This window comes from Ruegeria sp. O11, assembly GCF_056535285.1.
Genome location: NZ_JBQERS010000003.1, coordinates 325,957 through 349,169 on the forward strand (window position 1 = coordinate 325,957; position 23,213 = coordinate 349,169).

At 55.8% G+C, this 23,213-nt stretch carries 20 protein-coding genes, 1 tRNA gene and 1 pseudogene; 13 read left to right on the top strand and 9 right to left on the bottom strand.

Annotated features, from left to right (window positions below):
* Positions 1 to 53: 53 nt before the first annotated feature.
* From xdhA to ACRZ91_RS09910, 7 genes are all read left to right on the top strand, one after another.
* Complete coding sequence (xdhA, locus tag ACRZ91_RS09880) at positions 54 to 1,415, top strand: xanthine dehydrogenase small subunit (protein WP_480904762.1); 1,362 nt, start codon at positions 54 to 56, stop codon at positions 1,413 to 1,415.
* Positions 1,412 to 3,814: a xanthine dehydrogenase molybdopterin binding subunit gene (gene xdhB, locus ACRZ91_RS09885; RefSeq protein WP_480904765.1), complete on the top strand. Its 2,403-nt coding sequence runs from the start codon at positions 1,412 to 1,414 to the stop codon at positions 3,812 to 3,814. The genes xdhA and xdhB overlap by 4 nt, the downstream gene beginning before the upstream one ends.
* Positions 3,814 to 4,779, top strand: a complete 966-nt coding sequence (gene xdhC / locus ACRZ91_RS09890; protein ID WP_480904767.1) for a xanthine dehydrogenase accessory protein XdhC — start codon at positions 3,814 to 3,816, stop codon at positions 4,777 to 4,779. Before xdhB ends, xdhC begins: the two co-directional genes overlap by 1 nt.
* Entirely contained in the window at positions 4,776 to 6,293 is a 1,518-nt protein-coding gene (locus ACRZ91_RS09895; protein ID WP_480904770.1) for an ABC transporter ATP-binding protein, read from the top strand. Before xdhC ends, ACRZ91_RS09895 begins: the two co-directional genes overlap by 4 nt.
* Before the next feature lie 63 nt (positions 6,294 to 6,356).
* Positions 6,357 to 7,439 carry an ABC transporter permease gene (locus ACRZ91_RS09900; RefSeq protein ID WP_480904773.1) on the top strand — a complete coding sequence of 361 codons (1,083 nt, stop codon included), beginning with the start codon at positions 6,357 to 6,359 and terminating at the stop codon, positions 7,437 to 7,439.
* Positions 7,439 to 8,359, top strand: a complete 921-nt coding sequence (locus tag ACRZ91_RS09905; protein ID WP_170476699.1) for an ABC transporter permease — start codon at positions 7,439 to 7,441, stop codon at positions 8,357 to 8,359. The genes ACRZ91_RS09900 and ACRZ91_RS09905 overlap by 1 nt, the downstream gene beginning before the upstream one ends.
* 31 nt (positions 8,360 to 8,390) lie before the next feature.
* Positions 8,391 to 9,464: a BMP family ABC transporter substrate-binding protein gene (locus ACRZ91_RS09910; protein WP_480904776.1), complete on the top strand. Its 1,074-nt coding sequence runs from the start codon at positions 8,391 to 8,393 to the stop codon at positions 9,462 to 9,464.
* Between the two features lie 64 nt (positions 9,465 to 9,528).
* Here ACRZ91_RS09910 and ACRZ91_RS09915 read toward each other — a convergent pair whose 3' ends face one another.
* The 3 genes from ACRZ91_RS09915 to ACRZ91_RS09925 form a co-directional block, all read right to left on the bottom strand.
* Positions 9,529 to 10,335, bottom strand: a complete 807-nt coding sequence (locus tag ACRZ91_RS09915) for a class I SAM-dependent methyltransferase (protein ID WP_480904779.1) — start codon at positions 10,333 to 10,335, stop codon at positions 9,529 to 9,531.
* A gap of 161 nt (positions 10,336 to 10,496) precedes the next feature.
* A complete protein-coding gene (locus tag ACRZ91_RS09920; protein ID WP_170780658.1) occupies positions 10,497 to 11,729 on the bottom strand; it encodes an HlyD family secretion protein in 1,233 nt (410 codons plus the stop codon).
* 3 nt (positions 11,730 to 11,732) lie between these two features.
* Positions 11,733 to 12,134, bottom strand: coding sequence for a hypothetical protein (locus ACRZ91_RS09925; protein WP_480904820.1), 402 nt, complete (start codon positions 12,132 to 12,134; stop codon positions 11,733 to 11,735).
* Between the two features lie 203 nt (positions 12,135 to 12,337).
* Here ACRZ91_RS09925 and ACRZ91_RS09930 point away from each other — a divergent pair, with 203 nt between their 5' ends.
* The 3 genes from ACRZ91_RS09930 (at position 12,338) to ACRZ91_RS09940 (ending at position 14,462) form a co-directional block, all read left to right on the top strand.
* Positions 12,338 to 13,405, top strand: a complete 1,068-nt coding sequence (locus ACRZ91_RS09930) for an NAD(P)/FAD-dependent oxidoreductase (RefSeq protein ID WP_480904782.1) — start codon at positions 12,338 to 12,340, stop codon at positions 13,403 to 13,405.
* Entirely contained in the window at positions 13,402 to 14,055 is a 654-nt protein-coding gene (locus tag ACRZ91_RS09935; protein WP_480904785.1) for a DUF938 domain-containing protein, read from the top strand. Before ACRZ91_RS09930 ends, ACRZ91_RS09935 begins: the two co-directional genes overlap by 4 nt.
* Before the next feature lie 71 nt (positions 14,056 to 14,126).
* Complete coding sequence (locus tag ACRZ91_RS09940) at positions 14,127 to 14,462, top strand: carboxymuconolactone decarboxylase family protein (RefSeq protein ID WP_480904788.1); 336 nt, start codon at positions 14,127 to 14,129, stop codon at positions 14,460 to 14,462.
* Between the two features lie 66 nt (positions 14,463 to 14,528).
* On the opposite strand, the gene ACRZ91_RS09945 is transcribed toward ACRZ91_RS09940, so the two are convergent.
* From ACRZ91_RS09945 to ACRZ91_RS09960, 4 genes are all read right to left on the bottom strand, one after another.
* Positions 14,529 to 17,036, bottom strand: a complete 2,508-nt coding sequence (locus tag ACRZ91_RS09945) for a GcvT family protein (RefSeq protein ID WP_480904791.1) — start codon at positions 17,034 to 17,036, stop codon at positions 14,529 to 14,531.
* A gap of 138 nt (positions 17,037 to 17,174) precedes the next feature.
* Positions 17,175 to 18,419 (bottom strand): hypothetical protein, encoded by a 1,245-nt coding sequence (locus tag ACRZ91_RS09950; RefSeq protein WP_480904794.1) that lies wholly within the window; start codon positions 18,417 to 18,419, stop codon positions 17,175 to 17,177.
* Positions 18,420 to 18,530: 111 nt separating this feature from the next.
* Positions 18,531 to 19,928: an FAD-binding oxidoreductase gene (locus tag ACRZ91_RS09955; RefSeq protein ID WP_480904796.1), complete on the bottom strand. Its 1,398-nt coding sequence runs from the start codon at positions 19,926 to 19,928 to the stop codon at positions 18,531 to 18,533.
* Positions 19,929 to 19,955: 27 nt separating this feature from the next.
* The gene (locus ACRZ91_RS09960; protein ID WP_170543206.1) at positions 19,956 to 20,942 is read right to left on the bottom strand and encodes a 2-hydroxyacid dehydrogenase; all 987 of its coding nucleotides are present in this window, start codon (positions 20,940 to 20,942) and stop codon (positions 19,956 to 19,958) included.
* A 155-nt stretch (positions 20,943 to 21,097) separates the two neighbouring features.
* On the opposite strand from ACRZ91_RS09960, the gene ACRZ91_RS09965 reads away from it, so the two are divergent.
* Entirely contained in the window at positions 21,098 to 21,601 is a 504-nt protein-coding gene (locus ACRZ91_RS09965; RefSeq protein WP_480904823.1) for an SH3 domain-containing protein, read from the top strand.
* Positions 21,602 to 21,629: 28 nt separating this feature from the next.
* Here the strand turns inward: ACRZ91_RS09965 and ACRZ91_RS09970 are convergent, their stop codons facing one another.
* Positions 21,630 to 22,139: a ferritin gene (locus tag ACRZ91_RS09970; protein WP_480904799.1), complete on the bottom strand. Its 510-nt coding sequence runs from the start codon at positions 22,137 to 22,139 to the stop codon at positions 21,630 to 21,632.
* Between the two features lie 364 nt (positions 22,140 to 22,503).
* On the opposite strand from ACRZ91_RS09970, the gene ACRZ91_RS09975 reads away from it, so the two are divergent.
* Positions 22,504 to 22,578, top strand: a tRNA-Gln gene (locus ACRZ91_RS09975).
* A 183-nt stretch (positions 22,579 to 22,761) separates the two neighbouring features.
* Here ACRZ91_RS09975 and ACRZ91_RS09980 read toward each other — a convergent pair.
* Entirely contained in the window at positions 22,762 to 22,980 is a 219-nt protein-coding gene (locus ACRZ91_RS09980) for a hypothetical protein (RefSeq protein ID WP_480904802.1), read from the bottom strand.
* Positions 22,981 to 22,995: 15 nt separating this feature from the next.
* On the opposite strand from ACRZ91_RS09980, the pseudogene ACRZ91_RS09985 reads away from it, so the two are divergent.
* A pseudogene (locus ACRZ91_RS09985) lies at positions 22,996 to 23,213 on the top strand (IS3 family transposase); the annotation flags it as partial.

The window sequence follows — 23,213 nt, forward strand, 5'->3', positions numbered from 1 at the left end:
ATCGAAGGAGAGCATCCAAAGGGCGCAACTGGGTAACGCGACGGGTTTCACTCATGAATATCACGTTTCTTCTGAACGGAGAGACAGTGGAGCTGGAGGATATCGATCCGACGGCGACCTTGCTGGATTGGTTGCGCGAGGATCGCGGCCTTACCGGCACCAAAGAGGGCTGCAACGAAGGTGATTGCGGAGCCTGCACTGTCATGGTGACCGATGAGGACGGTGCCAAGGCGGTGAATTCCTGCATCATGTTCCTGCCACAACTTCACGGTAAAGCGGTGCGCACTGTCGAAGGCGCGAGCGGCCCAGATGGAGACGCTCACCCGGTTCAGAAGACAATGGTGGATCTGCATGGCTCGCAATGCGGGTTCTGTACGCCTGGCTTTGTGATGTCGATGGTGGCAAGTCACACCAATGGCGCGACGGATCACGACAATCAACTAGCCGGAAACCTGTGTCGCTGCACGGGCTATGCCCCAATCATCCGGGCGGCTGAGGCCGCCGAAGCACATCCAGTTCCCGTGTGGGTCAAAGATAAGCCGGTGTCTATCCAGTCGACCCCTGCCAGGTTGCCTGGTTCGTCGGATGAACTCGCCAAGATTTACTCTGAAAATCCAAATGCTACTTTAGTTGCCGGGGCAACGGATGTCGGACTTTGGGTCACGAAGCAGCTGCGCGACCTTGATCCCGTAATCTTTCTTAATCGTTGTGAAGATCTGAAAGAGATCACGATCACCGATGAAGAAATCCGCTTTGGCGCAATGGTCGACATGAACCGCATGGGCGATGCGCTTGCCGATCTGCATCCGTCTTATGCAGAAATGGTTCGGCGCTATGCCAGCGTTCAGGTCCGAAACGCGGCAACAGTTGGTGGCAACATCGCCAATGGCTCGCCCATCGGAGATAACCCTCCTGCCCTTATTGCTTTGGGAGCAAAACTGCACCTGCGCAAGGGTGACGCCCGCCGGTCAATCCTTTTGGAAGAGTTCTTCATTGACTACGGCAAACAAGATCGCGCGCCGGGCGAGTTTGTCGAGGCCGTCAGCTTCCCGCGTCAGGCTGATCGGTTGAAGTGCTACAAACTCAGCAAACGGTTCGATCAGGATATCTCGGCCGTTTGTGGGTGTTTCAACATCACCGCAACCAACGGCACAGTCGAGCAGGTTCGCATTGCTTTTGGCGGCATGGCTGGAACTCCAAAACGTGCAACGGCAGTCGAGGCTGCGCTAACCGGCCAGCCATGGACGCGCGAAACAATTAACGCCGCATTGCCTGCTTTTGCGGAAGATTACGCGCCGATGACCGATATGCGGGCCTCGGCCACGTATCGTCTGGAAACAGCCAAGGCGATGCTTGTCAGATACTACAACGAGGATCAGGGCAAACTGTCCAATGTACTGGAGGTGTCGGCATGAGTGTCGCCAAATCCCTTCCGCACGACACCGGACCACTGCATGTGGCCGGCACAGCGCGCTATGTCGACGACATCCCGACACCAAAGGGATCGTTGCATCTTGCGTTTGGACTAAGCCCTATCGCCAAAGGTAAAATCAGCGCCATGGATCTGTCTGCCGTAAAGGCTGCTGACGGTGTGGAGACGGTGATCACCGCTGATGACCTGCCCTTTGCGAACGACGTATCCCCATCAATCCATGATGAGCCGCTTTTGTCGGATGGAACGGTGCACTATATCGGTCAACCGGTATTTCTTGTCGTCGCCTCCAGCCATCTGGCTGCCAGAAAAGCGGCCCGGCTGGGCAAGATCGACTATGCCGAGGAAGCACCGATTCTGACAGTCGAGGAGGCCCTTGCCGCTGACAGCCGATTCGAGGACGGCCCACGTATCTACGCCAAGGGCGATGCAGAGGCCGCCATCGCAAGTGCGGCTCATATCGTCGAAGATACGTTTGAGATCGGTGGGCAGGAACATTTCTATCTGGAAAGTCAGGCAGCCCTGGCCGTGCCGAATGAGGGCGCCGACATGCTGGTGCACAGTTCGACTCAGCACCCGACCGAGATACAGCACAAGGTGGCCGATGCGCTGGGTGTTCCCATGCACGCAGTCCGGGTTGAGACGCGCCGAATGGGCGGAGGTTTTGGCGGCAAGGAAAGCCAGGGCAACGCTTTGGCCGTCGCCTGCGCCATCGCCGCACGTGCGACTGGCAAGGCCTGCAAGATGCGCTATGACCGTGATGATGATATGACGATCACAGGCAAGCGCCATGGCTTCCGGATTTCGTATAAAGCCGGGTTCGATGAAAACGGACATATTCAGGGCGTTTCCTTTGTTCACTATGCCCTGTGCGGTTGGGCGCAGGATCTGTCTCTTCCGGTTGCAGATCGCGCCATGCTGCATGCGGACAATTCCTATTTGCTGCCAAATGCCCGGATCGAAAGCCATCGGCTGAAGACCAACATCCAATCCGCCACTGCCTATCGTGGGTTTGGCGGCCCGCAAGGGATCGTTGGGATTGAACGTGTGATGGACCACGCGGCGCATGTTATGGGGCTGGACCCGATCGAGCTGCGCCGCCGGAACTATTATGAACCGGCGCATGAGGTGGCCGATCCCACGGTTACTCAGAAACCTCTGGGCCATCCTGACCCGCATGAGGACCTCACCAGCCGAGGCGCGGTCGAGATGGGCGATGCACCAGTTCGCCCTGTACCCGCAGGCGGCAACACCACGCCTTATGGGATGGAAGTCAGCGATTGCGAACTGCATGGCCTTACAACAGCTTTGCTGAAGTCTAGCGACTATGCCGCCCGCAAGCAGGCGGTTGACGCATGGAATGCCGAGAATAGCGTGATCAAGAAGGGAATCGGCTTTTCCCCGGTGAAGTTTGGCATTTCCTTTACACTGACCCACCTGAACCAAGCCGGTGCACTGGTGCATGTTTATCAAGACGGCTCGGTCCACCTGAACCACGGTGGCACCGAGATGGGCCAGGGGTTGTTCCAGAAGGTCGCTCAGGTTGCAGCGTCGCGTTTTGGCATACCACTTGAGCTGGTGAAAATTACCGCCACCGATACGGCCAAAGTACCGAATACATCCGCCACCGCGGCCTCGTCAGGAAGTGATCTGAATGGCATGGCGGTCAAAGCAGCCTGCGACACCATCCGTGACCGGATGGCGGATTATCTGGCTGAACGACATCAGGCCGACCCCACGACCGTGACATTTGCGGACGGGCAAGTTTCAGTAGGCGAAGAAAGCTATAGCTTCGCCGAAGCCGCAGCGTTGGCCTATCAGGGGCGCATCAGCCTGTCCGCAACCGGATTCTATAAAACTCCGAAGGTCGAATGGGACCGGATCAAAGGCCATGGGCGCCCCTTCTTTTACTTTGCCTATGGCGCAGCCATCACTGAGGTGGCTGTCGATACACTGACCGGTGAAAACCGTATCTTGCGCACCGATATCCTGCATGATGCGGGTGCGTCCCTGAACCCGGCGTTGGATATCGGGCAGGTCGAGGGTGCTTATGTTCAGGGCGCAGGCTGGCTGACGACAGAGGAGCTGGTCTGGGACGGCAAAGGCAGTCTACGCACGCACGCACCGTCCACCTACAAGATACCGGCCTGTTCTGACCGACCCGATATCTTCAATGTCGCGCTTTGGGATGGTGAGAACCGCGAGGACACGATCTATCGTTCGAAAGCGGTTGGTGAGCCACCCTTCAATCTGGGCATATCAGCTTGGTTGGCCCTATCGAACGCGGTGGCCGCATGTGGAACCAGCTATCCCGCGCTGAATGCGCCTGCCACCGCAGAAGAAGTCTGGCGTGGAATTCAAAGGGTAAAGGGAGATACCTGATGGGATTTGACAGGGAGGCTTTGAGGGAGGCGGTCAAAACCCACGGCAAGGTGGTTCGGGTCGTCATTGCCGGGATCAAGGGATCATCACCGCGCGAAGTTGGCGCTTCGATGCTGGTATGGAAAGACGGGCAAAGCGGCACCATCGGCGGCGGCACGCTGGAATTTCAAGCCGCTGAAGCTGCGCGTCACCAAACCAAGCCGTCACGGCTGAGCCAGCATGCACTTGGTCCTGATTTGGGCCAATGCTGCGGCGGAGCGGTTTCGCTACTTTCGGAGATATATGACAACGCTTCTTTAACGCATATTGAAGGTACGGTCGTCGCACGACCTGTGACCCAAGAATGCGAAAAAGAGGACCCGCTGGATACTCAGGTTCAGCCTATGGCGGTTAAACGCGTATTAGCGCGGTCTCGCGCTCAAGGCGTCGCACCCGAGCCACAACTGATCGAGGGATGGATGATCGAACCCATCCACGAACCCACCCGCAACCTCTGGATTTGGGGTGCAGGGCATGTTGGCCGTGCGTTGGTGGATGTTCTTTCCCCCCTGCCCGATCTTGCAATCACATGGGTTGATACCGGTCCCGAGCGTTTTCCCAGCAGCATTCCGTCGGGGGTGACTGCCGTGCCGGCGGCCAAGCCTGCAGAACTGGTGCGACATGCACCGCCTGAGGCCGAGCATTTGGTGCTTACTTATTCACACAATCTGGATCTGGAACTGTGCAACAGGTTGCTTTTGCACGATTTCCGTTTTGTCGGGCTGATTGGTTCAGCTACTAAATGGGCGCGATTCCGGTCGCGACTGGCGGCGCTTGGACATCCGCCCGCACGTATAGGCCGGATTACCTGCCCGATTGGCGACCCCAATCTGGGCAAACACCCGCAGATGATCGCCGTTGGGGTCGCAGCGCAACTTCTGCGCCCGGCCCGGCAGAATGAACTGAAGAAGGACCTGAGCGCGTGACCACTCCACTTCTAAGTCTTCAAGGGCTGACCAAAGCCTATCCCGGCGTCGTGGCCAATGATCAGGTGTCTTTCGACATCGGTGAGGGCGAGGTTCATGCCTTGCTGGGCGAAAACGGCGCGGGCAAATCAACGCTGGTCAAGATGATCTATGGCCTGGTGAAGCCCGACAGCGGTTCGATGCTGCTGCGTGGCCAGGCTTTTGCACCGCCTGAACCTCGGGCAGCGCGCTCTGATGGGATAGCGATGGTGTTCCAGCACTTTTCATTATTCGATGCCCTGAACGTCGCTGAAAACATCGCGCTTGGTATGGAAAACCCTCCCGCGATGGGTGATCTGGCGTTCCGCATCCGCGAGGTGTCGGAAACTTATGGCCTGCCGCTGGATCCGTATCGCACAGTGGGCGACCTGTCTGCGGGAGAGCGTCAGCGGGTCGAGATCATCCGTTGCCTGCTGCAAGACCCCAAGCTGTTGATCATGGATGAACCAACATCGGTTCTGACCCCTCAGGAAGTCGATATCCTTTTTGAAACGCTGAACAAATTGCGCTCCGAAGGCACCTCGATCCTGTATATCTCACACAAGCTTGAAGAAATCAGAACGCTGTGTGACCACGCCACGATCCTACGTCTGGGCAAGAATGTAGGCGAGTGTGTGCCCGCCGAAACCTCAGCCCGTGACATGGCTGAAATGATGGTCGGCTCGACGTTGCAAACGCCGGAACGATCCGGTCGGGAGTTTGGCGAAGTCGCACTGGATGTAAGTGGCCTTTCAGTGCCATCGCCTTCGGAATTTGGCACGGCGTTGCGCAATGTTCACATGACCGTCCGCAAGGGTGAAGTTCTGGGCATCGGTGGCGTTGCCGGAAACGGTCAGGACGAATTGCTGGGTGTTCTGTCAGGAGAGATTCCAACTGCTGCGGATGCGATCAAGTTCAATGGTCAAGCGATTGGCAAGCTCGGTCCGACGGCCCGGCGGAAACTTGGCGTGCTGACCGCCCCCGAAGAACGGCTGGGCCACGCAGCTGCCCCTGATATGAGTCTGACTGAAAATGCCCTGCTCACCGGATCGATCCGCGAAGGGTTGGAAAGCAACGGCTTTCTAAAGTGGAACGAAACCAAAGAGTTCGCCGAGAAAATCATCAGCGCTTTCGACGTTCGGACACCCGGACCTGAGAATGCAGCACGATCGCTCTCGGGTGGGAACCTGCAGAAATTTGTGATCGGGCGCGAGGTGTTACAGAATCCCGATGTGTTGGTGGTGAACCAGCCAACCTGGGGCGTGGACGCTGCTGCTGCTGCCTCGATCAGACAGGCGATCCTGGATCTTGCGGCCAAGGGAACGGCAGTGATTTGTATTTCCCAAGACCTTGATGAGCTTATGGAAATCTCGGACAGCTTTGCCGCGTTAAACGAAGGGCGTCTGAGTGCGCCGCGTGAGACCACCGGCCTGACGGTTGATGAGATAGGCCTGATGATGGGCGGAGCACATGGCATAGAGGTGGCGCATGTCTGACGTGTTGAACTGCCTTCTACGAGAATATTTTCAAAAAGATGAAGAAAGCGGGGGGATAATCGGGTGATTGTGCTGGAGAAACGACCTCAGCCATCCAAGGCTTGGTCATATGCGACCCCCTTGGTGGCGGTGTTGGCCACGATGGTTTTTGGCGGATTGCTGTTCGCTATACTGGGCAAAAATCCGGTTGAGGCGATCGGAACAATTTTCTGGGAACCGCTGTTTGGCGAGTTCGCATTCTACTACCGCCCTCAACTGTTGGTCAAAGGTGCGCCTTTGGTGCTGATTGCGATTGGCCTGTCTTTGGGTTTTCGCGCAGGTATCTGGAATATCGGTGCTGAGGGTCAATATATCATGGGAGCCATCTTCGGGGCGGGTGCTGGACTGGCATTCTATCCGATGGATGCGTTTTTCATCTTTCCCATAATGGTGATCGCAGGCGCGTTTGGCGGCTGGCTGTGGGCGATGATTCCGGCCTTTCTTAAGGTTCGGTTCGGAACCAACGAAATCCTCGTCTCTCTGATGCTGGTCTATGTGGCCGAGCAGTTTTTGGCCTCGGTTTCGCTGGGTCTGCTTAAGAACCCCGAAGGGTTTGGTTTTCCCGGATCGCGCAACCTGCAAAGTTATGAAAGTGCACACAATGCGGAACTGATCGCAGGTTCAGGTATGCACTGGGGTGTAGTTGGGGCATTTATTGCAGTGATCTTCTCATATGTTCTGCTGAACCGGCACATGCTGGGCTTTCACATTCGCCTGACAGGTGAGGCGCCTCGTGCAGCCAAATTTGCAGGCGTGAACCCAGCACGTTTGATCCTGTTCTGTCTTGGCCTGTCCGGTGCACTTGCCGGTCTGGCAGGTATGTTCGAGGTCTCGGGCCCCTCGGGCGTGGTTAGCATCGACTTTAATGTCGGCTATGGCTTCACCGCGATCATCGTGGCCTTTCTGGGCCGACTGCACCCGGTAGGTATCCTGCTGGCAGGCGGACTAATGGCACTGACCTATATCGGTGGTGAAATTGCGCAGTCTCAACTAGGCCTGCCTGCCGCCGCGATACAGGTGTTTCAGGGAATGCTGCTGTTCTTCTTGTTGGCATTCGATCTTTTGACAAATTACCGCATCCGTGCGGCACGTAGCGAGGTGGCATAATGGACCTTGGTGAGATTAACCCCGTCCTTCTGGTCGCTTCGCTGATGGTGGCTGCAACGCCACTGCTTCTGGCCGCGATTGGTGAACTGGTCGTCGAAAAGGCGGGCGTTCTGAACCTCGGCGTCGAGGGTATGATGATCGTAGGCGCGATCAGTGGTTTTGCGATCTCGGTTGAGACCGGTTCACCCTGGCTGGGCTTTATCGCGGCAGCGATCGGAGGCGCGGTGCTATCGCTGCTATTCGTGCTGTTGACGCAGTTTGCGCTGGCCAATCAGGTCGCCAGCGGTCTTGCCCTGACCCTGTTCGGATTGGGCTTCAGCGCACTCATGGGGCAGAGCTATGTGGGCATCAAACCCCCCAGCATGGGCGACATACATATCCCGCTGCTCAGCGACATTCCGGTCGTCGGTCCGATCCTGTTCCAACACGATCCGATCCTCTATGTCGGCATCGCGATAATCGCCGCCGTCTGGGCCACGCTCAAATACACCCGTGTTGGACTTATCCTGCGTGCTGTGGGTGAAAACCATGACGCCGCCCACGCGCTTGGCTACAAAGTCATCAAGATCCGCATCATGGCGATCCTGTTTGGCGGGGCCTGCGCAGGACTTGGCGGTGCCTATATCAGCCTGATCCGAGTCCCTCAGTGGACCGAGGGTATGACCGCCGGTGTTGGTTGGATCGCTCTTGCACTGGTGGTGTTTGCCAGTTGGAAACCATGGCGTGTTCTGCTGGGTGCCTATTTGTTCGGCGGAATCACTGTGTTGCAACTGAATTTACAGGCGGCGGGCGTTGCCATCCCGGTCGAGTATCTGGCAATGTCGCCCTACATTATCACGATCCTTGTGCTTGTGATCCTTTCGGCCGACAAGAGCAGCGCACCTGCCTCACTGGGCCGTACATTCCATGCCTCGCTCTAGGGGCTAACTAAACCAACTTGGGGAGTAACACATGAAATTCACTACACTTTTGGCAAGCGCCGCCATGGCGCTGGGTCTGGCCACCGGTGCCATGGCCCAAGACAAGACCAAAGTCGGGTTCGTCTATGTCGGCCCGGTGGGCGACGGTGGCTGGACCTATGAACACAACAAGGGTCGCCTGGCAGTCGAGGAAGAGTTCGGCGACAAGGTTGAGACTGTGTTTGTTGAATCGGTCCCCGAAGGCCCAGACGCCGAGCGCGTGATGACTCAGATGGCGTTGGAAGGTGCTGACCTTATCTTCACCACCTCATTCGGATACATGGACCCGACAATCAATGTCGCCAAGAAATTCCCGAATGTGAAGTTCGAGCACGCGACCGGCTACAAAACCGCAGATAACGTTTCGGTCTACTCGGCCCGTTTCTACGAAGGACGCGCGGTGCAAGGGCACATTGCGGGCAACATGACTAAGTCCAACATCATTGGCTACATCGGGTCGTACCCTATCCCCGAAGTGATCCGTGGTATCAATTCAGCCTATTTGCACGCCAAAAAGGTGAACCCGGATGTCGAGTTCAAAATCGTCTGGGCCTACACATGGTTTGATCCCGCCAAAGAGGCTGACGCCGCCAAGGTTCTGATCGAACAGGGCGCAGACGTTATTCTGCAGCACACCGACTCGACCGCACCGCAAGCTGCGGCGCAGGAAGCTGGCAATGTGGTAACCTTCGGTCAGGCCTCTGACATGAGCGAATACGCCCCCTTCCCGCGTGTGTCATCGATCATCGATGATTGGGCACCCTACTACATCGCGCGGACACAGGCGGTCATGGATGGCACCTGGGAGAGTGTAAATACCTGGGACGGCATCCGGGAAGGAATGGTCGCAATCGGTGAGATTTCCGACGCGGTACCGGCTGATGTCAAAGACGAGGCGCTGGCCCTGAAAGCCGCGATGGCGGCAGGTGAGTATCACCCCTTCACCGGCCCGATCAACAAACAGGACGGCAGCGCCTGGCTGGCTGAAGGCGAAGTTGCTGATGACGGCACGCTGGCCGGGATGAACTTTTACATCGAGGGGCTGGAAGGCGACATTCCGCAGTAAAGTCTAACCCAGTAAGATAAGATCAAGGCTCGCAGAATCCTGCGGGCCTTATTTGGTCATCCGTTCAAGGAGACACCATCTGGAAGAAATGGGCTTTCAGCGGTATCGCCGACGGCTCTGAACCAAAACGTGCACGCATATTGTGTGCGAGATCTCTGGCAATTTCATCATGGTTTCCATCGCGTTCGAGAACCTCAAAATAGGCTGGGCTGCCAAGCATCAGGCCCAGCGCAAAATTATCAAAACTCGCAACAGTTGAGGCATGTTCGACGTATTCGTGGCGTGGCTCGACAAACCCCGCTTGCGCAACCTCATCCAGAATCGCGGCAGCATCGTGTAGCGAGAACGGGACTTTCATGAAACCGGGAGGATGACCATCAAATGCAGCGGATAATGTTTCGATGACCAGTTCGGAATATGGGTTCTCGGCGTTCGTACCCCAAGTCGAAAACAAATAAATGCCACCCGTTTTCAACACCCGGAGCGCTTCGGCGTAGGCTTTGGCACGATCAGGGAAGAACATATGACCGAACTGGCAGATGACCGCGTCGAAACTTGCGTCATCGAATGGAAGCTCCTGCGCATCTGCAGTTTGAAAACTCACGTTATCCGTCTCGCTGAACTTAGTGCGTGCGATATCAAGCATCGGTTCGTTGAGGTCTGTGACCACAATATGCCCATCTTCCAACGCACTAGACACATGCCGGGTCACGATCCCTGTGCCTGCAGCGAGTTCTAACACCTGTCTGGGCGAAACGGCCGCTGTTTTTTGCGCCATAATGCGGGCCATATGATCGAATATCACCGGCCCCATCTCTCGATCGTAATTTCCCGGGATATCTCCTACAAATGCAGAATTTGTATCAACCATCGTAACCTCCATGCACCGAAAAATCCTCAGCCGATCATGGCCAGCTGAGGATATGCTGAGGCATGGTAGCACAGACTGCGCAAGTTCAGCGACATAACCACGTTGAACAAATGGCTGCCAGGGACCGGGTCAAACACCAAGTAATGGATTAGGAGCCGGTTTTAGTGTCCAGTCAAAACCAGAGTGTTCACCGGCATCAGGATCAACCGCAACCGCAAGCCCGCAGCGTGGACAACGCCGATGGTGTCGACCACATGCAGGAATGACTTTTCCCAGAACCCAAGGTTTTCGTCTTCCAGCTTGGCGTGGTTATCCGTGTAGACATTGGCCAGACAGTTGCTTCCCGGCGGCACATCATCGGCCATGCTTTCATAAAGCGGCTCGAGATAGACGAGGATCGAGCCTGGCTTGGTATTGGTCTGGACGTCACGCAATTCATCGGTTGGCCGGATCTGACCTGAAGGGATCACATCCTGTACCTCGACGACGACGACGGGGATCACTGTGAAGGGTTTTGTCATGCACCCGATTTCACCGATCATGCCTGGTTTGATCACTTGCGCTGAAAGCTGGTTGAACGCAGCCTGAAACCGGTCGTGCCCAGAAGAAGACGGCACAAGGATGCCTGCAGGCCGCAATAACGGGCTCACGTAATCGCCGACCTGCAGCCCAAATTGTTCGATGCGACCGGTGACACCTGCGCTGATTATGGTCTTGTCCAGCTCGGTCAATGCCGCGTCAAGCTGGGCATTCGCGCTGGCAAGCTGGGCAGGGATCAGTTCCTCGATCTGCTGCACCACAGCAGCGCGCTTGGATGTGGCGGCCGTGACTTGAGCCTCACGCTCGGCAACCAAATTCTCAAGCCGGTCGATCTCGGCCAGGCGCACGGCACTGGACCCTTCGTCGCGCAATGTTGTATTCCGCTCGAGATCTTCAAGCGCCTGATCCAAAGCGGCGCGTGCACCTGCAATGCCTGCCTCTGCCTCGGCCAGATCGGTTTCCGCCACTTTTAATGAGGCTTGAACCTGAGCGATTTGCGCGTGGGCAGCTTCAACCTGTGCTGTTTGCGTGAAATCCTCAATCCGGAAAATCGGCTGCCCTGCTGTCACCTGCTCATTGTTGCGCACATAAACTTCGGAAACGCGGCCGCCGAGCTGTGGAAGGATCGTAACCGTCCGGAAATACGAGGCTGCCGTTTTGCTGGCCGGATGGAAGTAAAACAAAGTGGTGATCACCGTCAGTGCCAGAATAGCGCAGGTCGTTAACCCCCAACGCAGTTCATACCACATGGTGAACAGAGTAATCTCATGTCCGATCCGTTTGCCCTGAACAAAGCGGCGGAACAGATAATCGGGAAGCACGGTGATCAGTGCGCACAGCATCGTCTCAATCATGGTTCAGTGCCCCTGCGCTGCCGGTTCTGAGGGTTCGGGCTCAATATCCGGTTCGGGTGGATCAGGCACCACGGCTTTATCCTGCCCCGGTGCCAGGGATCGGATGGCATCTGCAATCGACCGCAACGGAGCAGCAAAATCGGGGAACTGAAAACCCGCGACAAGAATTGCCGCAACCCAGAATATTCCGTTGTGGGTAAACAAAGCCAACAGCGCGAGTATTCCAACCAGCTGAAATTGTGGATGGTTATTCTCATGCGCCATTTTTTCCGGGATCGAATGCAGCGTAAAATACGCAACCCCGATCAGAACCACCAAACCGACGGTGAAAATGACCATAAAGGTAAAGAGGTAGTCGCTACCGTCCGCCTGCGTTACATAAGAGGGTATATGTCCCGTTGCCATCGGGTGAATGTTTGCCGAGTTCACGTCCGCCTCCGAATCTCGCTTTGATTGCACTAAGAGCAGGCTGATCGCTTGCGATCAAGTTTCCTGTGCATGGTGCTTGCGTCTTTTCGTTTGAAGGCACGCGTGCCATGGTCAGCACAGGTCACGGGTATATTATGCGTCACACTGATCATCCCGCGGCCGGAAGCGAAAGAACACATATGATTGATTTCCTGATTATCGGCGGCGGTATCGCCGGGTTAAGCGCGGGTGCCCGCCTGTCCAAGCACGGCACCGTCACGGTGTTAGAAGCAGAGGATGCGTTGGGCTATCACACCTCAGGTCGGTCCGCCGCCCTGTTTGAAAAGGGATATGGTCCGCCGTCCGTCAAAGCTCTGAACGAAGAGAGCGCTGCTTTCTTTGAAGTCAATGAATACCTGACACCGCGTGGATTGATGCTGGTGGGTGCCAAGGATCAACAAGAGTTGTTCCTGAAGGAAGCTCAAGACCTTGGAGTTCAGCAAATTTCTTTGGACGAGGCCACAAAGCAAATCCCGATCCTGAATGCCGACACCGTAGGACATGTTGCCATCAGCAATACTGCCTTTGACATAGATACGGACCGGGTGTTGCAGGATTATGCACGGATCATCCGACGCAACGGTGGATCAGTCCTGACCCGAGAGAAGGTCGACAGCATTCGCAAGTCCGGTCACTGGGTCGTTGAAGCCTCTGACACCTTTGAAGCCCGTAACTTGGTAAATGCCGCCGGCGCATGGGTGGACGAGGTGGCGCAAATGGCAGAAATCCAGCCAATCGGTATAACTCCATTTCGTCGATCCATGGCCCGCCTACCATCGCCTGGAGGGCATGATGTGAAAAACTGGCCCATGATGCTGGGGGTCGCTGAGACCTGGTATGCCAAACCCGATGCCGGAAAGTTACTCGTTTCACCTTGCGAGACCGACCCGACCTCACCCCATGATGCCTATGCCGACGACTTGGTTCTGGCAGAAGGTTTGGCACGGTACGAGGCCATGGTGACAGAACCGGTGACACGTGTTGAAACAAACTGGGCCGGGCTGCGCAGCTTTGTATCGGACGGCACTTTGGTTCTGGGGCCAGATCCCACAGACCGAACCTTTATCTGGTCTGCCGCGCAGGGCGGATACGGGTTTCAGACTGCCCCGGCTGCCTCGCAACTTGTGGCAGATCTTGTAACAGGTACTGAATCATCACTTGATGCCACAACTGTGCAAATGCTGAAGCCCGAAAGGTTGCGCAGATGACGCCGCGCAAACTGCCCCCCAATGCAAGCGTCGCCACAGAAGGTGATGACGGCATGCTTGTCGCCCCAGCAGCAAGCCGAAACGCGGCGGTGCTTTGTGATCTGATTGCGCGTGTTGCCCCATCATCGGGCCGCGCATTGGAACTGGCCAGTGGCACAGGTCAGCATGTATCGGCCTTTGCCCGGCGGATGCCCGGAGTTCATTGGCAACCCAGCGAAGTCACCTTGGAACGGCGCGCCAGTATTGACGCCTATTCGACCGGGCTGAGAAACACTTCCCCTGCACTTCATCTGGATGCAACCGCGGCAGGTTGGCACAAAACCATAGCAAGGCAAGATTTGGTTGTGCTGGTCAACCTCTTACATCTGATCAGCTTACCCGAGGCTGAAACCTTGATTGCCGAAGCCGCGCGCGTTTTGAACTTGGGCGGGCGTTTGGTGCTATATGGCCCTTTCAAACGTCATGGGCGCTTGACCAGCGAAGGCGACCAGAGATTTCACGACGCATTGGTTCATCAGGATCCAGAGATTGGCTACAAAGATGACACCCAGATAATGGCGCTGTTCTCTGAAAACGACCTCGAACTGGTCGAGGTCGTTCAGATGCCCGCGAACAACTTGGCACTCATAGGCCAAAAAGCAGCAATCTGATCAGGATCAAAGCCGGTCCCCTTCTTATGTATCATATGCAATTTATCATATGTTTTAAGAAGGATGTTGTAATGAGCTGGCACGAAGCACTGGACGGGACCCGCAAAAGCCTGCGTAATCTCAACGGCGCCATTCCCGATACCGCCCGAGCCTTTGGTGCCTTGGGGAAATCGGTCAAAGAAGCTGGGATCCTGGACTACAAAACCAAGGAATTCATCGCGTTAGGCATGTCGATCGCCGTTCGGTGCGAGCCTTGCATCACCCTGCATACCGAGGCGTTGGTCAAAGCAGGCGCCACTCGCGATGAGGTATCGGATGTGTTGGCGATGGCGGTGCAGATGGGTGGCGGGCCATCTATGATGTATGCGGCGAAAGCCCTAGACTGCTTTGATGAGTTGAACGCATAATAAAAGCCCACCGGAGGCGGGCTTTTTGGGGAAGGCGGTACAGGTTTGTGCCGCCTTTCTAAGTTACTAGCCGTCCTTACGGATGGTTTCATTCTTCGGATCGTAGGGGCTGTCGCATGTGACGACCGCATCCCACAGTTTGTCCTGAATTTTGACCTGAAGCTTAGTACCTTCGACCGCCAGTTCGGGCTTCACATAGCCCATGCCGATGGACTTTTCGAAGGCCACCGAATAGCCACCCGAGGTCAGACGACCGACGCGCTCGCCTTCCGGCGTGTACAGCGCCTCGCGGCCCCATGGATCGGCATCGTCCGGCCCGTCGATCAGCAGAGTGCAGCATTTCACGCGTACGCCGGTCTCTTCCAGCTTGGCCTTGCCGTAGAAGTCTTTCGACAGATCAACAAAGCGTGGCAGGTCAGCTTCCAGAGGGGTTGCGTCACGGCCCAGTTCTGTACCAAACGCGCGATAGGATTTCTCCTGACGCAGCCAGTTCTGGGCGCGCGCGCCGACCAGCTTCATACCGTGCTTCTCACCGGCTTTTTCCAGCAGGTCGAACAGGTAATTCTGCATCTCGATAGGGTGGTGCAGTTCCCAACCCAGTTCACCGGTATAGGCCACACGGATCGCGTTCACGGGGCACATGCCGAGTTCGATCTGACGGGCCGACAACCACGGGAAGCGCTTGTTGGACAGTGAAGTTTCCGGATCGGCGTCCTTGATGACCTCCTTCAGCACGTCACGCGACTTGGGTCCGGCGATGGCGAATACGCCCCACTGGGTGGTCACGTCCTGGATCTCGATGTAGCCGAACTCCTCCATCTTGTCCTCGGCCGCCTTGCGCAGATAGTCGGCGTCGTACTCGGTCCAGGCACCGGCAGAGACGATGTAGTAGTTGTTCTCGCCGTTGCGGACGATGGTGTATTCGGTGCGGGTGGTGCCGTGTGAGGTCAGCGCGTAGGTCAGGTTGATACGACCGACCTTGGGCAGCTTGTTACACGTAAACCAATCCAGGAACTGGGTCGCACCGGGGCCTTTGACGACATGCTTGGTGAAGGCCGACGCGTCGATCAGGCCAACGCCTTCTCGGATCGCCTTGGCTTCTTCGACGGCATACTGCCACCAGCCACCACGACGGAACGAGCGGCTTTCCTTGTCAAAATTGTCCGACGCGTCCAGCGGGCCGAAATAGTTCGGACGTTCCCAGCCGTTCACCCAGCCGAACTGAGCTCCGCGCGCCTTCTGCCTGTCATAGGCCGGAACGGTGCGCAGCGGACGGCAGGCCTCACGCTCTTCGTCGGGGTGGTGCAGGATGTAGACGTGCTCATAGCACTCTTCGTTCTTGCGCGCCGCGAATTCGGTGGTCATCCAGTTGCTGCTGTAGCGTTTGGGGTCTAGCGAGGCCATGTCGATCTCGGCTTCGCCGTCGACCATCATCTGCGCCAGATAGTAGCCGGTGCCGCCAGCAGCGGTGATGCCGAACGAGAAACCCTCGGCAAGCCACATGTTGCGCAGACCCGGAGCCGGACCAACCAGCGGGTTGCCGTCAGGGGTGTAGCAGATTGGACCATTTAAATCGTCTTTCAAACCGGATTCGGCGCAGGAGGGAACACGCTCTGCCATCGCCATGTACTGATCGGCAATCCGGTCCAGATCCAGCGGGAACAGGTCAGCGCGAAAGCTGTCCGGCACGCCATGTTCGAACTGCGCAGGAGCGCCATGTTCGTAGATACCCAGTATCCAGCCGCCACGTTCTTCGCGTGCGTAGGATTCGTTGTCGGCATCGCGGACAACAGGGTGTTCGGGGTTGCCCGCTTCGCGCCATTTGACCAGTTCGGGGTCTTTGTCCATGACGATGAAGGTATGCTCGACCGGGATGGCAGGCATCTTGATGCCCAACATCTTGGCAGTGCGCTGCGCGTGGTTGCCTGATGCGGTCACCACATGCTCGGCAGTGATCACAACCTGCTCATCTGAAGGAACGAGGTTGCCGCCCTTCTCGACCATCTTGGTGCAGGTGACTTCCCAGTGGGTGCCGTTCCAATGGAACGCATCGGCCTGCATCTTGCGAACAATGTCGACGCCGCGTTGACGAGCACCCTTGGCCATCGCCTGCGTTACGTCGGCAGGGTTAATATAGCCGTCCTCGGTGTGATAAATTGCACCCTTCAGGTCCGAGGTTTCGATCAGCGGCCAGCGCTCTTTGATTTGGTCAGGGGTAAGCCATTCGTAGGCAACATCACAGGTCTCGGCTGTGGACGCATAGAGCATGTATTCGTCCATACGCTCTTGCGTCTGTGCCATGCGCAGGTTGCCCACCACAGCGAAACCGGCATTTAGCCCGGTTTCTTCCTCAAGCGTCTTGTAGAAATCGACCGAGTATTTGTGGATGTGGGTCGTCGCATAGGACATGTTGAACAACGGCAACAGGCCCGCTGCGTGCCAGGTGGAACCGGATGTCAGTTCGTCCCGCTCGATCAGCATCACATCATCCCAGCCTGCCTTGGCCAGGTGATAGGCAATCGAGGTTCCGACGGCGCCGCCGCCGACAACCAGTGCTTTGACTTGGGTTTTCATAGCCGGGTGTCTCCCCTTGGAATCTGTTGACACCATATGGCGCATTTGTGGCGCCCGGCGCGACATTCATCCGACCAGTGATAATAGAAAAACGACCCACAATTGATGCAGGTTCGTTATTCGGGCGTGACAATCCGATCAGTTTTTACCGAAGGTGCAGCGTTTAGAGCTTCCACTCATTGCGCAGGAAGATCCTTCGTTTCCCTTTCGAACACGGACGTCTGAGCGTCCTGCGTTTGCTGCAGTAGCGACGGCGCCGCCGCCAAATGCCCCAAAACCGGGGATCTTCTGTAGCAATCCATTGATAAAACCGCCACCCGTGTCAGTCGGGTTGGCGTCGGCTTGACGTTGATCCGAATGCAAAATCAACTCAAGCGCCTTTCCATAAGCCATCTGCAAATTGCCCTGGTTTTCAAAGACTTTGCCGCCAGTGATATCGGCCAGGCCTTCTGCGTTGAAATCCGTCTCTGTGAGCGTGTTCAACATCACAGCTCCGATGTCCATGTTCTCGAGTTTCTGCTGTGTCACCTTGTCCTGCATAGCCACCATTTTGCCATAGAGGTTCAGCATTTTTCCTGCCATTTCAGGCTGATCCTCCAGTGGAACATAAATACCCTGCCCTGTCGCAACCGAGGGAAATTCCAATAGTGCATTCAGCCCGGGCAAATCGACTGAATTCAAAAACTGCCGGATCGTGGCATCGCTTGCATTGGTGTGCAGACGCAGCACTACCTCTTCATCAAATCCGATGCGACCTTTGATCTTACGGATGTCGCTTTCTTGAACATCGCCAGAAAGACCCTCGGTCACTTCCGCAAACGCCACTCCATCAATGACAGCATATCCGTTAGAAAACTGCATCGCGTTCATAAAGTCGGCCTGTCGCCCCAGTGCTAGACCAACCAGAGTATTGCGTGCTTTCTTAGGCTTCAATGTGATGTCGAACCAGACGATTTCACCATCTTTTTCATAAACATAACCCGACTCTGCCAGCTTACGTATCAGACCCTCGCGCCCCTCATTTGTGAGGCGCTGTAATTCAGCCTGACCGGAAATAGAGCTGATCATGGGCGAGATTTCATACCCCGACAGAACCGCCTGAACCGGCTTGCTATCGGCATCTGTCAGATCATGGCGGCCCCAACCCTCGGGGGGAGATGGCAAAAAGGATTTTGCGCCCGCATCCCAGCTTTTCTTGCGCTCACGTTCGGCCTGCTTGGCGGCCTGCTCGGCCTTATACAAGCCGAAACGATCATTGATCGTTTCGACATAACCTGCAAAGGACAATGTATCGTCGTGCTTTTTATCCTGCTGGTAATAGTCAAGACCCGCGACAACAATCGCCGCGATCAGCAAAAATCCAATGAACCGCAAGGCGCCCATAAATCAACCTCAGAATTAATTAGTGCTCTGAAGAGATTCAATCCTATGAAATTTGGGCGTGGATATGACCGATCCTTGGAATTATCTGTCCATCGACATACAGCTTATATACTAAAGAATCTTCCCCGGATTCATGATGTTATCAGGATCCAGCGCCGATTTTATCGCCGCCATATAGGCCGTCGCTGCACCCAGTTCTTTCACCAGATAAGGGCGTTTTCCTTGCCCTATTCCGTGCTCCCCAGTGCAGGTGCCTTCCATCGAAATAGCCATATCGTTCAGCCATCCAACGAAATCCTCAGCGCTCGCGACTTCAGTCGGGTTGTCCATATCGATCAACAACAGAGTATGGAAGTTTCCGTCTCCGACATGACCCACAATCGGGGCCAGCAGTCCCAACTCGGCTGCTTTTTCCTGTGCGGCTGTCACACAATCGGCCAGACGCGAGATCGGAACGCAAACATCCGTTGAAATCCCCTGCGCGCCCGGTCGCAATTGCAGGCTGGCCCAGTACATGTCGTGCCGGGCTTGCCACAGCTTGTTGCGCTCTTCGGTTGTCGAGGTGGTGGTGATATCGCTGCCACCGAATTCTTCCGCGATTTGCCCAAAGGACTCGGCCTGCTCAGCCGCTCCGCTGTCGGAACCGTGAAACTCCAACAGCAACAGCGGCGTTTCAGGCAGATCAAGTCCTGAATAGGCGTTTGCCGCTTTGACAGACATCTGATCCAGCAGTTCGATCCGGGCAACAGGGATGCCATATTGAATGGTCAGCATCACAGCTTGGCATGCCGCATCCACTGTTGGAAATGAACAACGCGCAGAACTGATGGCCTCGGGTATACCATGCAGACGTAAGGTTATCTCGGTGATAATGCCTAACGTCCCCTCGGCACCAATCAACAGACGCGTTAGATCATACCCGGCCGAGGACTTGCGGGCCCGATGTCCAGTGCGGATCACTTGCCCGTCAGGCATCACGGCCTCAAGGCTAAGCACGTTGTCTTTCATTGTCCCATAACGCACTGCGTTGGTGCCAGACGCGCGCGTCGCGGCCATGCCACCCAGAGACGCATTCGCGCCCGGATCAATGGGGAAGAACAGCCCCTGATCCCGCAGATGGGTATTCAGATCGGCGCGGGTGACACCCGGCTGTACCACGCAATCCAGATCACCGACGTTGACGGCCAGTATCTTGTCCATCTGGCTCAGATCGACGGAAATCCCACCGGCAGGCGCATTCACATGCCCCTCAAGCGAAGTGCCTGTACCGAAAGGGATTACCGGCACTTTATGCGCGGCACAGACCTTTACGATATTCGCAACTTCTTCGGTAGAGTGCGGAAAGACCACCGCATCGGGGCTCTGGTTCTCGATCCACGTCGTAGTGTGCCCGTGCTGCTCACGGATCGCGGCACCGGTCTGCAGCCGGTCCCCAAATCTTTGTTTCAGAACTCCGACAGCGGTTTCTATTCCGGCTTCATTTCGCGGCAATGCGGCTGCCTGCACCATTGCGTTCCCTTTCCTTCAGGCTGCGGCCTATAGCATTGCAGGTACAACCTGATCAGGCGGCCGATGGCCGTCCTCGAATGTCTTGATGTTGATGATGACCTTCTCACCCATCTCGATCCGACCTTCCAGCGTGGCCGAGCCCATATGAGGCAACAAGACTACATTTGGCAGTTGCCGAAGGCGAGGATTAACGTCCGTGCCCTGCTCATAAACATCCAAGCCCGCGCCAGCAATTTCCCCCGCACGGATCATCCGGGTCAACGCGTTTTCGTCTACGACTTCACCGCGTGAAGTATTCACGATCACAGCCGAGGGTTTCATCAATTTTAATCGCCGCGCGTTCATTAGGTGAAATGTCGAAGGCGTTGACGGGCAATTGACCGAAATGACATCCATGCGCGCAACCATCTGATCCAGGCTTTCCCAGTAGGTCGCTTCCAACTCTTGCTCAATCTCTGGGCGCAGGCGGCGGCGATTGTGGTAGTGCACCTGCATTCCAAAGGCACTGGCACGGCGGGCAACCGCCTGCCCGATCCGGCCCATGCCAAGAATACCCAACCGGCGTCCACCAACTCTGCCACCCAGCAAGGCAGTCGGAGCCCACCCGGCCCAATCGCCTTTTTGCATTACGCCCAGCCCCTCAGGGATACGCCGGGTCACCGCCAGGATCAGTGCCATCGTCATATCTGCGGTATCGTCGGTCAGTACGCCTGGAGTATTCGAAACAAGAATGCCCCGCTGCCGCGCTGTCGCCACATCTATATTGTCGACACCCGCACCGTAGTTCGCAATCAAGCGCAAATTCTCGCCTGCCTGCCCCAAAATACCGCCATCAATGGTATCGGTGATGGTTGGGACCAGCACATCTGCTTCTTTCACTGCGGCAGTCAGTTCTTCGCGTGTCATGGGATCATCGTTGTCCCGCAGCTTTACATCGAAAAGCTCGCTCAACCGGGTTTCCACCGCTTCGGGTAACCGTCGCGTAACGACAACACTCAGACGTTCTCTTGGCACCTTAGCCCTCCTACCGCTTTGCAAACAGCCGCGCGCCATGGCATCGTGGCGCAGGATTACACGGGGCACAAGAACCCCTTGGGCATCGTCTCAACCTTTTTTTACGCACGATCGACAGGCATAAGAGCGGACAGGCAGTGAGTGCTAGTTTTTCAGTGAATCGCCATTTTGTGGCGTTGATCTCGGTGTTTCTTCTCGCGTTTGGCGCTGTGGCCGCGTCTGCGCAGGAAAAACGTGGCCAAGTCACGAATCTTCCTCTACCCCGATATGTCTCAATGAAAGCGGCCGAGGGTAATGTGCGCCGCGGCCCATCCCTAACCCACCGAATCGACTGGGTGTTCAAGCGACGCGGCATGCCGCTGCAGATCACGGCTGAATACGGAAACTGGCGCAAAGTGCAGGACCACGACGGCGCAGGGGGTTGGGTTCACTACGCTCTGCTTTCAGGCGTGCGGACTGTTCTCATAGAATCCGACTTGCTGCCGGTTTACACCCTGCCCGACTCAAATTCGCAGGTGAACGCGCATTTCGAAACCGGGGTTGTCGCCCGACTAGAGCAATGTACACCGGATTGGTGCCGCATTTCGGCCGGCGGCTATCGTGGCTGGACCCTCAAGAACAATCTTTGGGGGGTCGATCCCTCTGAAATTCGGGAATAACCACCCGTTATCCTGAATTCTGTGTTGGTTAACCCTCGGCTTGCCCGCTGCCGCGCTTGGCCAGTTCCTGATCCAGCAGCAATAGATTCCAGCGATCTCCGTTGGCCGCCTTGGCCTTATCCAAGATCAAAGTGAACAAATCCTCTTCCTCGATCTGCTCTGCCAAGAACCAGTTCAGCATATTCTGCGTACTGTATTCCTTGACCTCGTGCGCCAGCTCGAACAACGCATTGATCTGCCCGGTTACTGTCTGTTCTTGCGCCAGAGCCTGTTCGAGCACATCAACAGGCGATTCATAATCCGTTTGCGGCTTGGCGATCCCCTCCAGGTTGATCCGGCCACCCCGCTTGGCGATAAAGTCGAAAATACGCATTGCATGAGTATCTTCTTCTACGGAATGGCCCCGGAACCAACTGGCGAAACCTGGCAGGTCCTGCGCCTCGAAATAGGCCGACATCGCCAGATAGGTATACGAAGCATGAAGCTCATTATTTATTTGCTTGTTCAATGCCTCTGCAACTTGCGAGTTCAGCTTCATAATAGGCTCCTTTTTTGGATAGCGGACAATAATCACCTAGGTGAGTGAACGGGAATTTTCAATCGTCATATTTTTATTTTAACACAATATTTCAATAGGTTAATAGGCGCATTATGCAATTGAAACGCAGTCGCAGGTTGAAGTTCACATACATAAACCAAAATCTGCGCCTTTGCCAAGAAATCCAAGAAACACTCACCTGAACCAATCGTTGGAATTCACCATCTTTCAATACTTCGAGCAGTTTCCCAAGAGCGGTAGACATCACCAAACAGCTGTCAGAAAAATTTGCAGATCGATATGATATTTGTCCAAAAAAGCCCTTGAACCCCGAAAGCAACAGTCGTAGATAGCCGCTCACCGTTGGGGTGTAGCCAAGTGGTAAGGCAGCGGTTTTTGGTACCGTGTATCGTAGGTTCGAATCCTACCACCCCAGCCATGATTTTCCTAAAAATCACGCACTGAATATATGACCGCCTATTATCGCGTGTTTTCAGCAGGTTATCGTCCGGCAATTTGAGCTGAGACCCGAACGTGACCAAAACAATAGTCGAATTCCGGCCGCAGTCTCTGTTCGCGATTCCGGCGGTACGAGTTTGGTGACTTTAGGAGGGTTTGTAGTTCAGAGTGCGGTGAACTGATTTCGCTGTTCTGACCAGATCGCCGGGAGTCCCGACTTGATCAGGTAGTCTGTGGTCAGACCGTCAGGCTGTTCACCTGCAGCGATGGCATCCAGAACATCAGGTGCCAGCATTGCGAGATCGACAACATCCTGAACACGGCGTTTGGACGTACCTTTTTCTTCTGCAATCTCGGAAAACGTTCTGCCATCAATAATCATCACCAACCACCGGCGCGCCTTGGTAGGCTGATGCTTGACAACGGCATACGGGTCGAGAGATCAAAGAAATACAAGGTGACGACCGACAGCAACCACGCTTTCAACATTGCGCCGAACCTGCCGAACCGGGACTTCCATGCCGATCAGCCAAATCAGAAATGGGCTGGCGACATCAGCTATGTGTGGACCCGAGAAGGATGGCTCTACCTTGCCGTGATTCTTGATCTGCATTC

Bases quoted from the DNA above. Each gene is read 5' to 3' on its own strand.
- xdhA (WP_480904762.1), top strand. From the start codon at position 54: ATGAATATCACGTTTCTTCTGAACGGAGAGACAGTGGAGCTGGAGGAT.
- xdhB (WP_480904765.1), top strand. From the start codon at position 1,412: ATGAGTGTCGCCAAATCCCTTCCGCACGACACCGGACCACTGCATGTG.
- ACRZ91_RS09905 (WP_170476699.1), top strand. From the start codon at position 7,439: ATGGACCTTGGTGAGATTAACCCCGTCCTTCTGGTCGCTTCGCTGATG.
- ACRZ91_RS09955 (WP_480904796.1), bottom strand. From the start codon at position 19,928: ATGGTGCAGGCAGCCGCATTGCCGCGAAATGAAGCCGGAATAGAAACC.
- ACRZ91_RS09915 (WP_480904779.1), bottom strand. From the start codon at position 10,335: ATGGTTGATACAAATTCTGCATTTGTAGGAGATATCCCGGGAAATTAC.
- xdhC (WP_480904767.1), top strand. From the start codon at position 3,814: ATGGGATTTGACAGGGAGGCTTTGAGGGAGGCGGTCAAAACCCACGGC.
- ACRZ91_RS09950 (WP_480904794.1), bottom strand. From the start codon at position 18,419: ATGGGCGCCTTGCGGTTCATTGGATTTTTGCTGATCGCGGCGATTGTT.
- ACRZ91_RS09935 (WP_480904785.1), top strand. From the start codon at position 13,402: ATGACGCCGCGCAAACTGCCCCCCAATGCAAGCGTCGCCACAGAAGGT.
- ACRZ91_RS09970 (WP_480904799.1), bottom strand. From the start codon at position 22,139: ATGAAGCTGAACTCGCAAGTTGCAGAGGCATTGAACAAGCAAATAAAT.
- ACRZ91_RS09920 (WP_170780658.1), bottom strand. From the start codon at position 11,729: ATGATTGAGACGATGCTGTGCGCACTGATCACCGTGCTTCCCGATTAT.
- ACRZ91_RS09930 (WP_480904782.1), top strand. From the start codon at position 12,338: ATGATTGATTTCCTGATTATCGGCGGCGGTATCGCCGGGTTAAGCGCG.
- ACRZ91_RS09910 (WP_480904776.1), top strand. From the start codon at position 8,391: ATGAAATTCACTACACTTTTGGCAAGCGCCGCCATGGCGCTGGGTCTG.
- ACRZ91_RS09925 (WP_480904820.1), bottom strand. From the start codon at position 12,134: ATGGCAACGGGACATATACCCTCTTATGTAACGCAGGCGGACGGTAGC.
- ACRZ91_RS09945 (WP_480904791.1), bottom strand. From the start codon at position 17,036: ATGAAAACCCAAGTCAAAGCACTGGTTGTCGGCGGCGGCGCCGTCGGA.
- ACRZ91_RS09940 (WP_480904788.1), top strand. From the start codon at position 14,127: ATGAGCTGGCACGAAGCACTGGACGGGACCCGCAAAAGCCTGCGTAAT.
- ACRZ91_RS09980 (WP_480904802.1), bottom strand. From the start codon at position 22,980: ATGATTATTGATGGCAGAACGTTTTCCGAGATTGCAGAAGAAAAAGGT.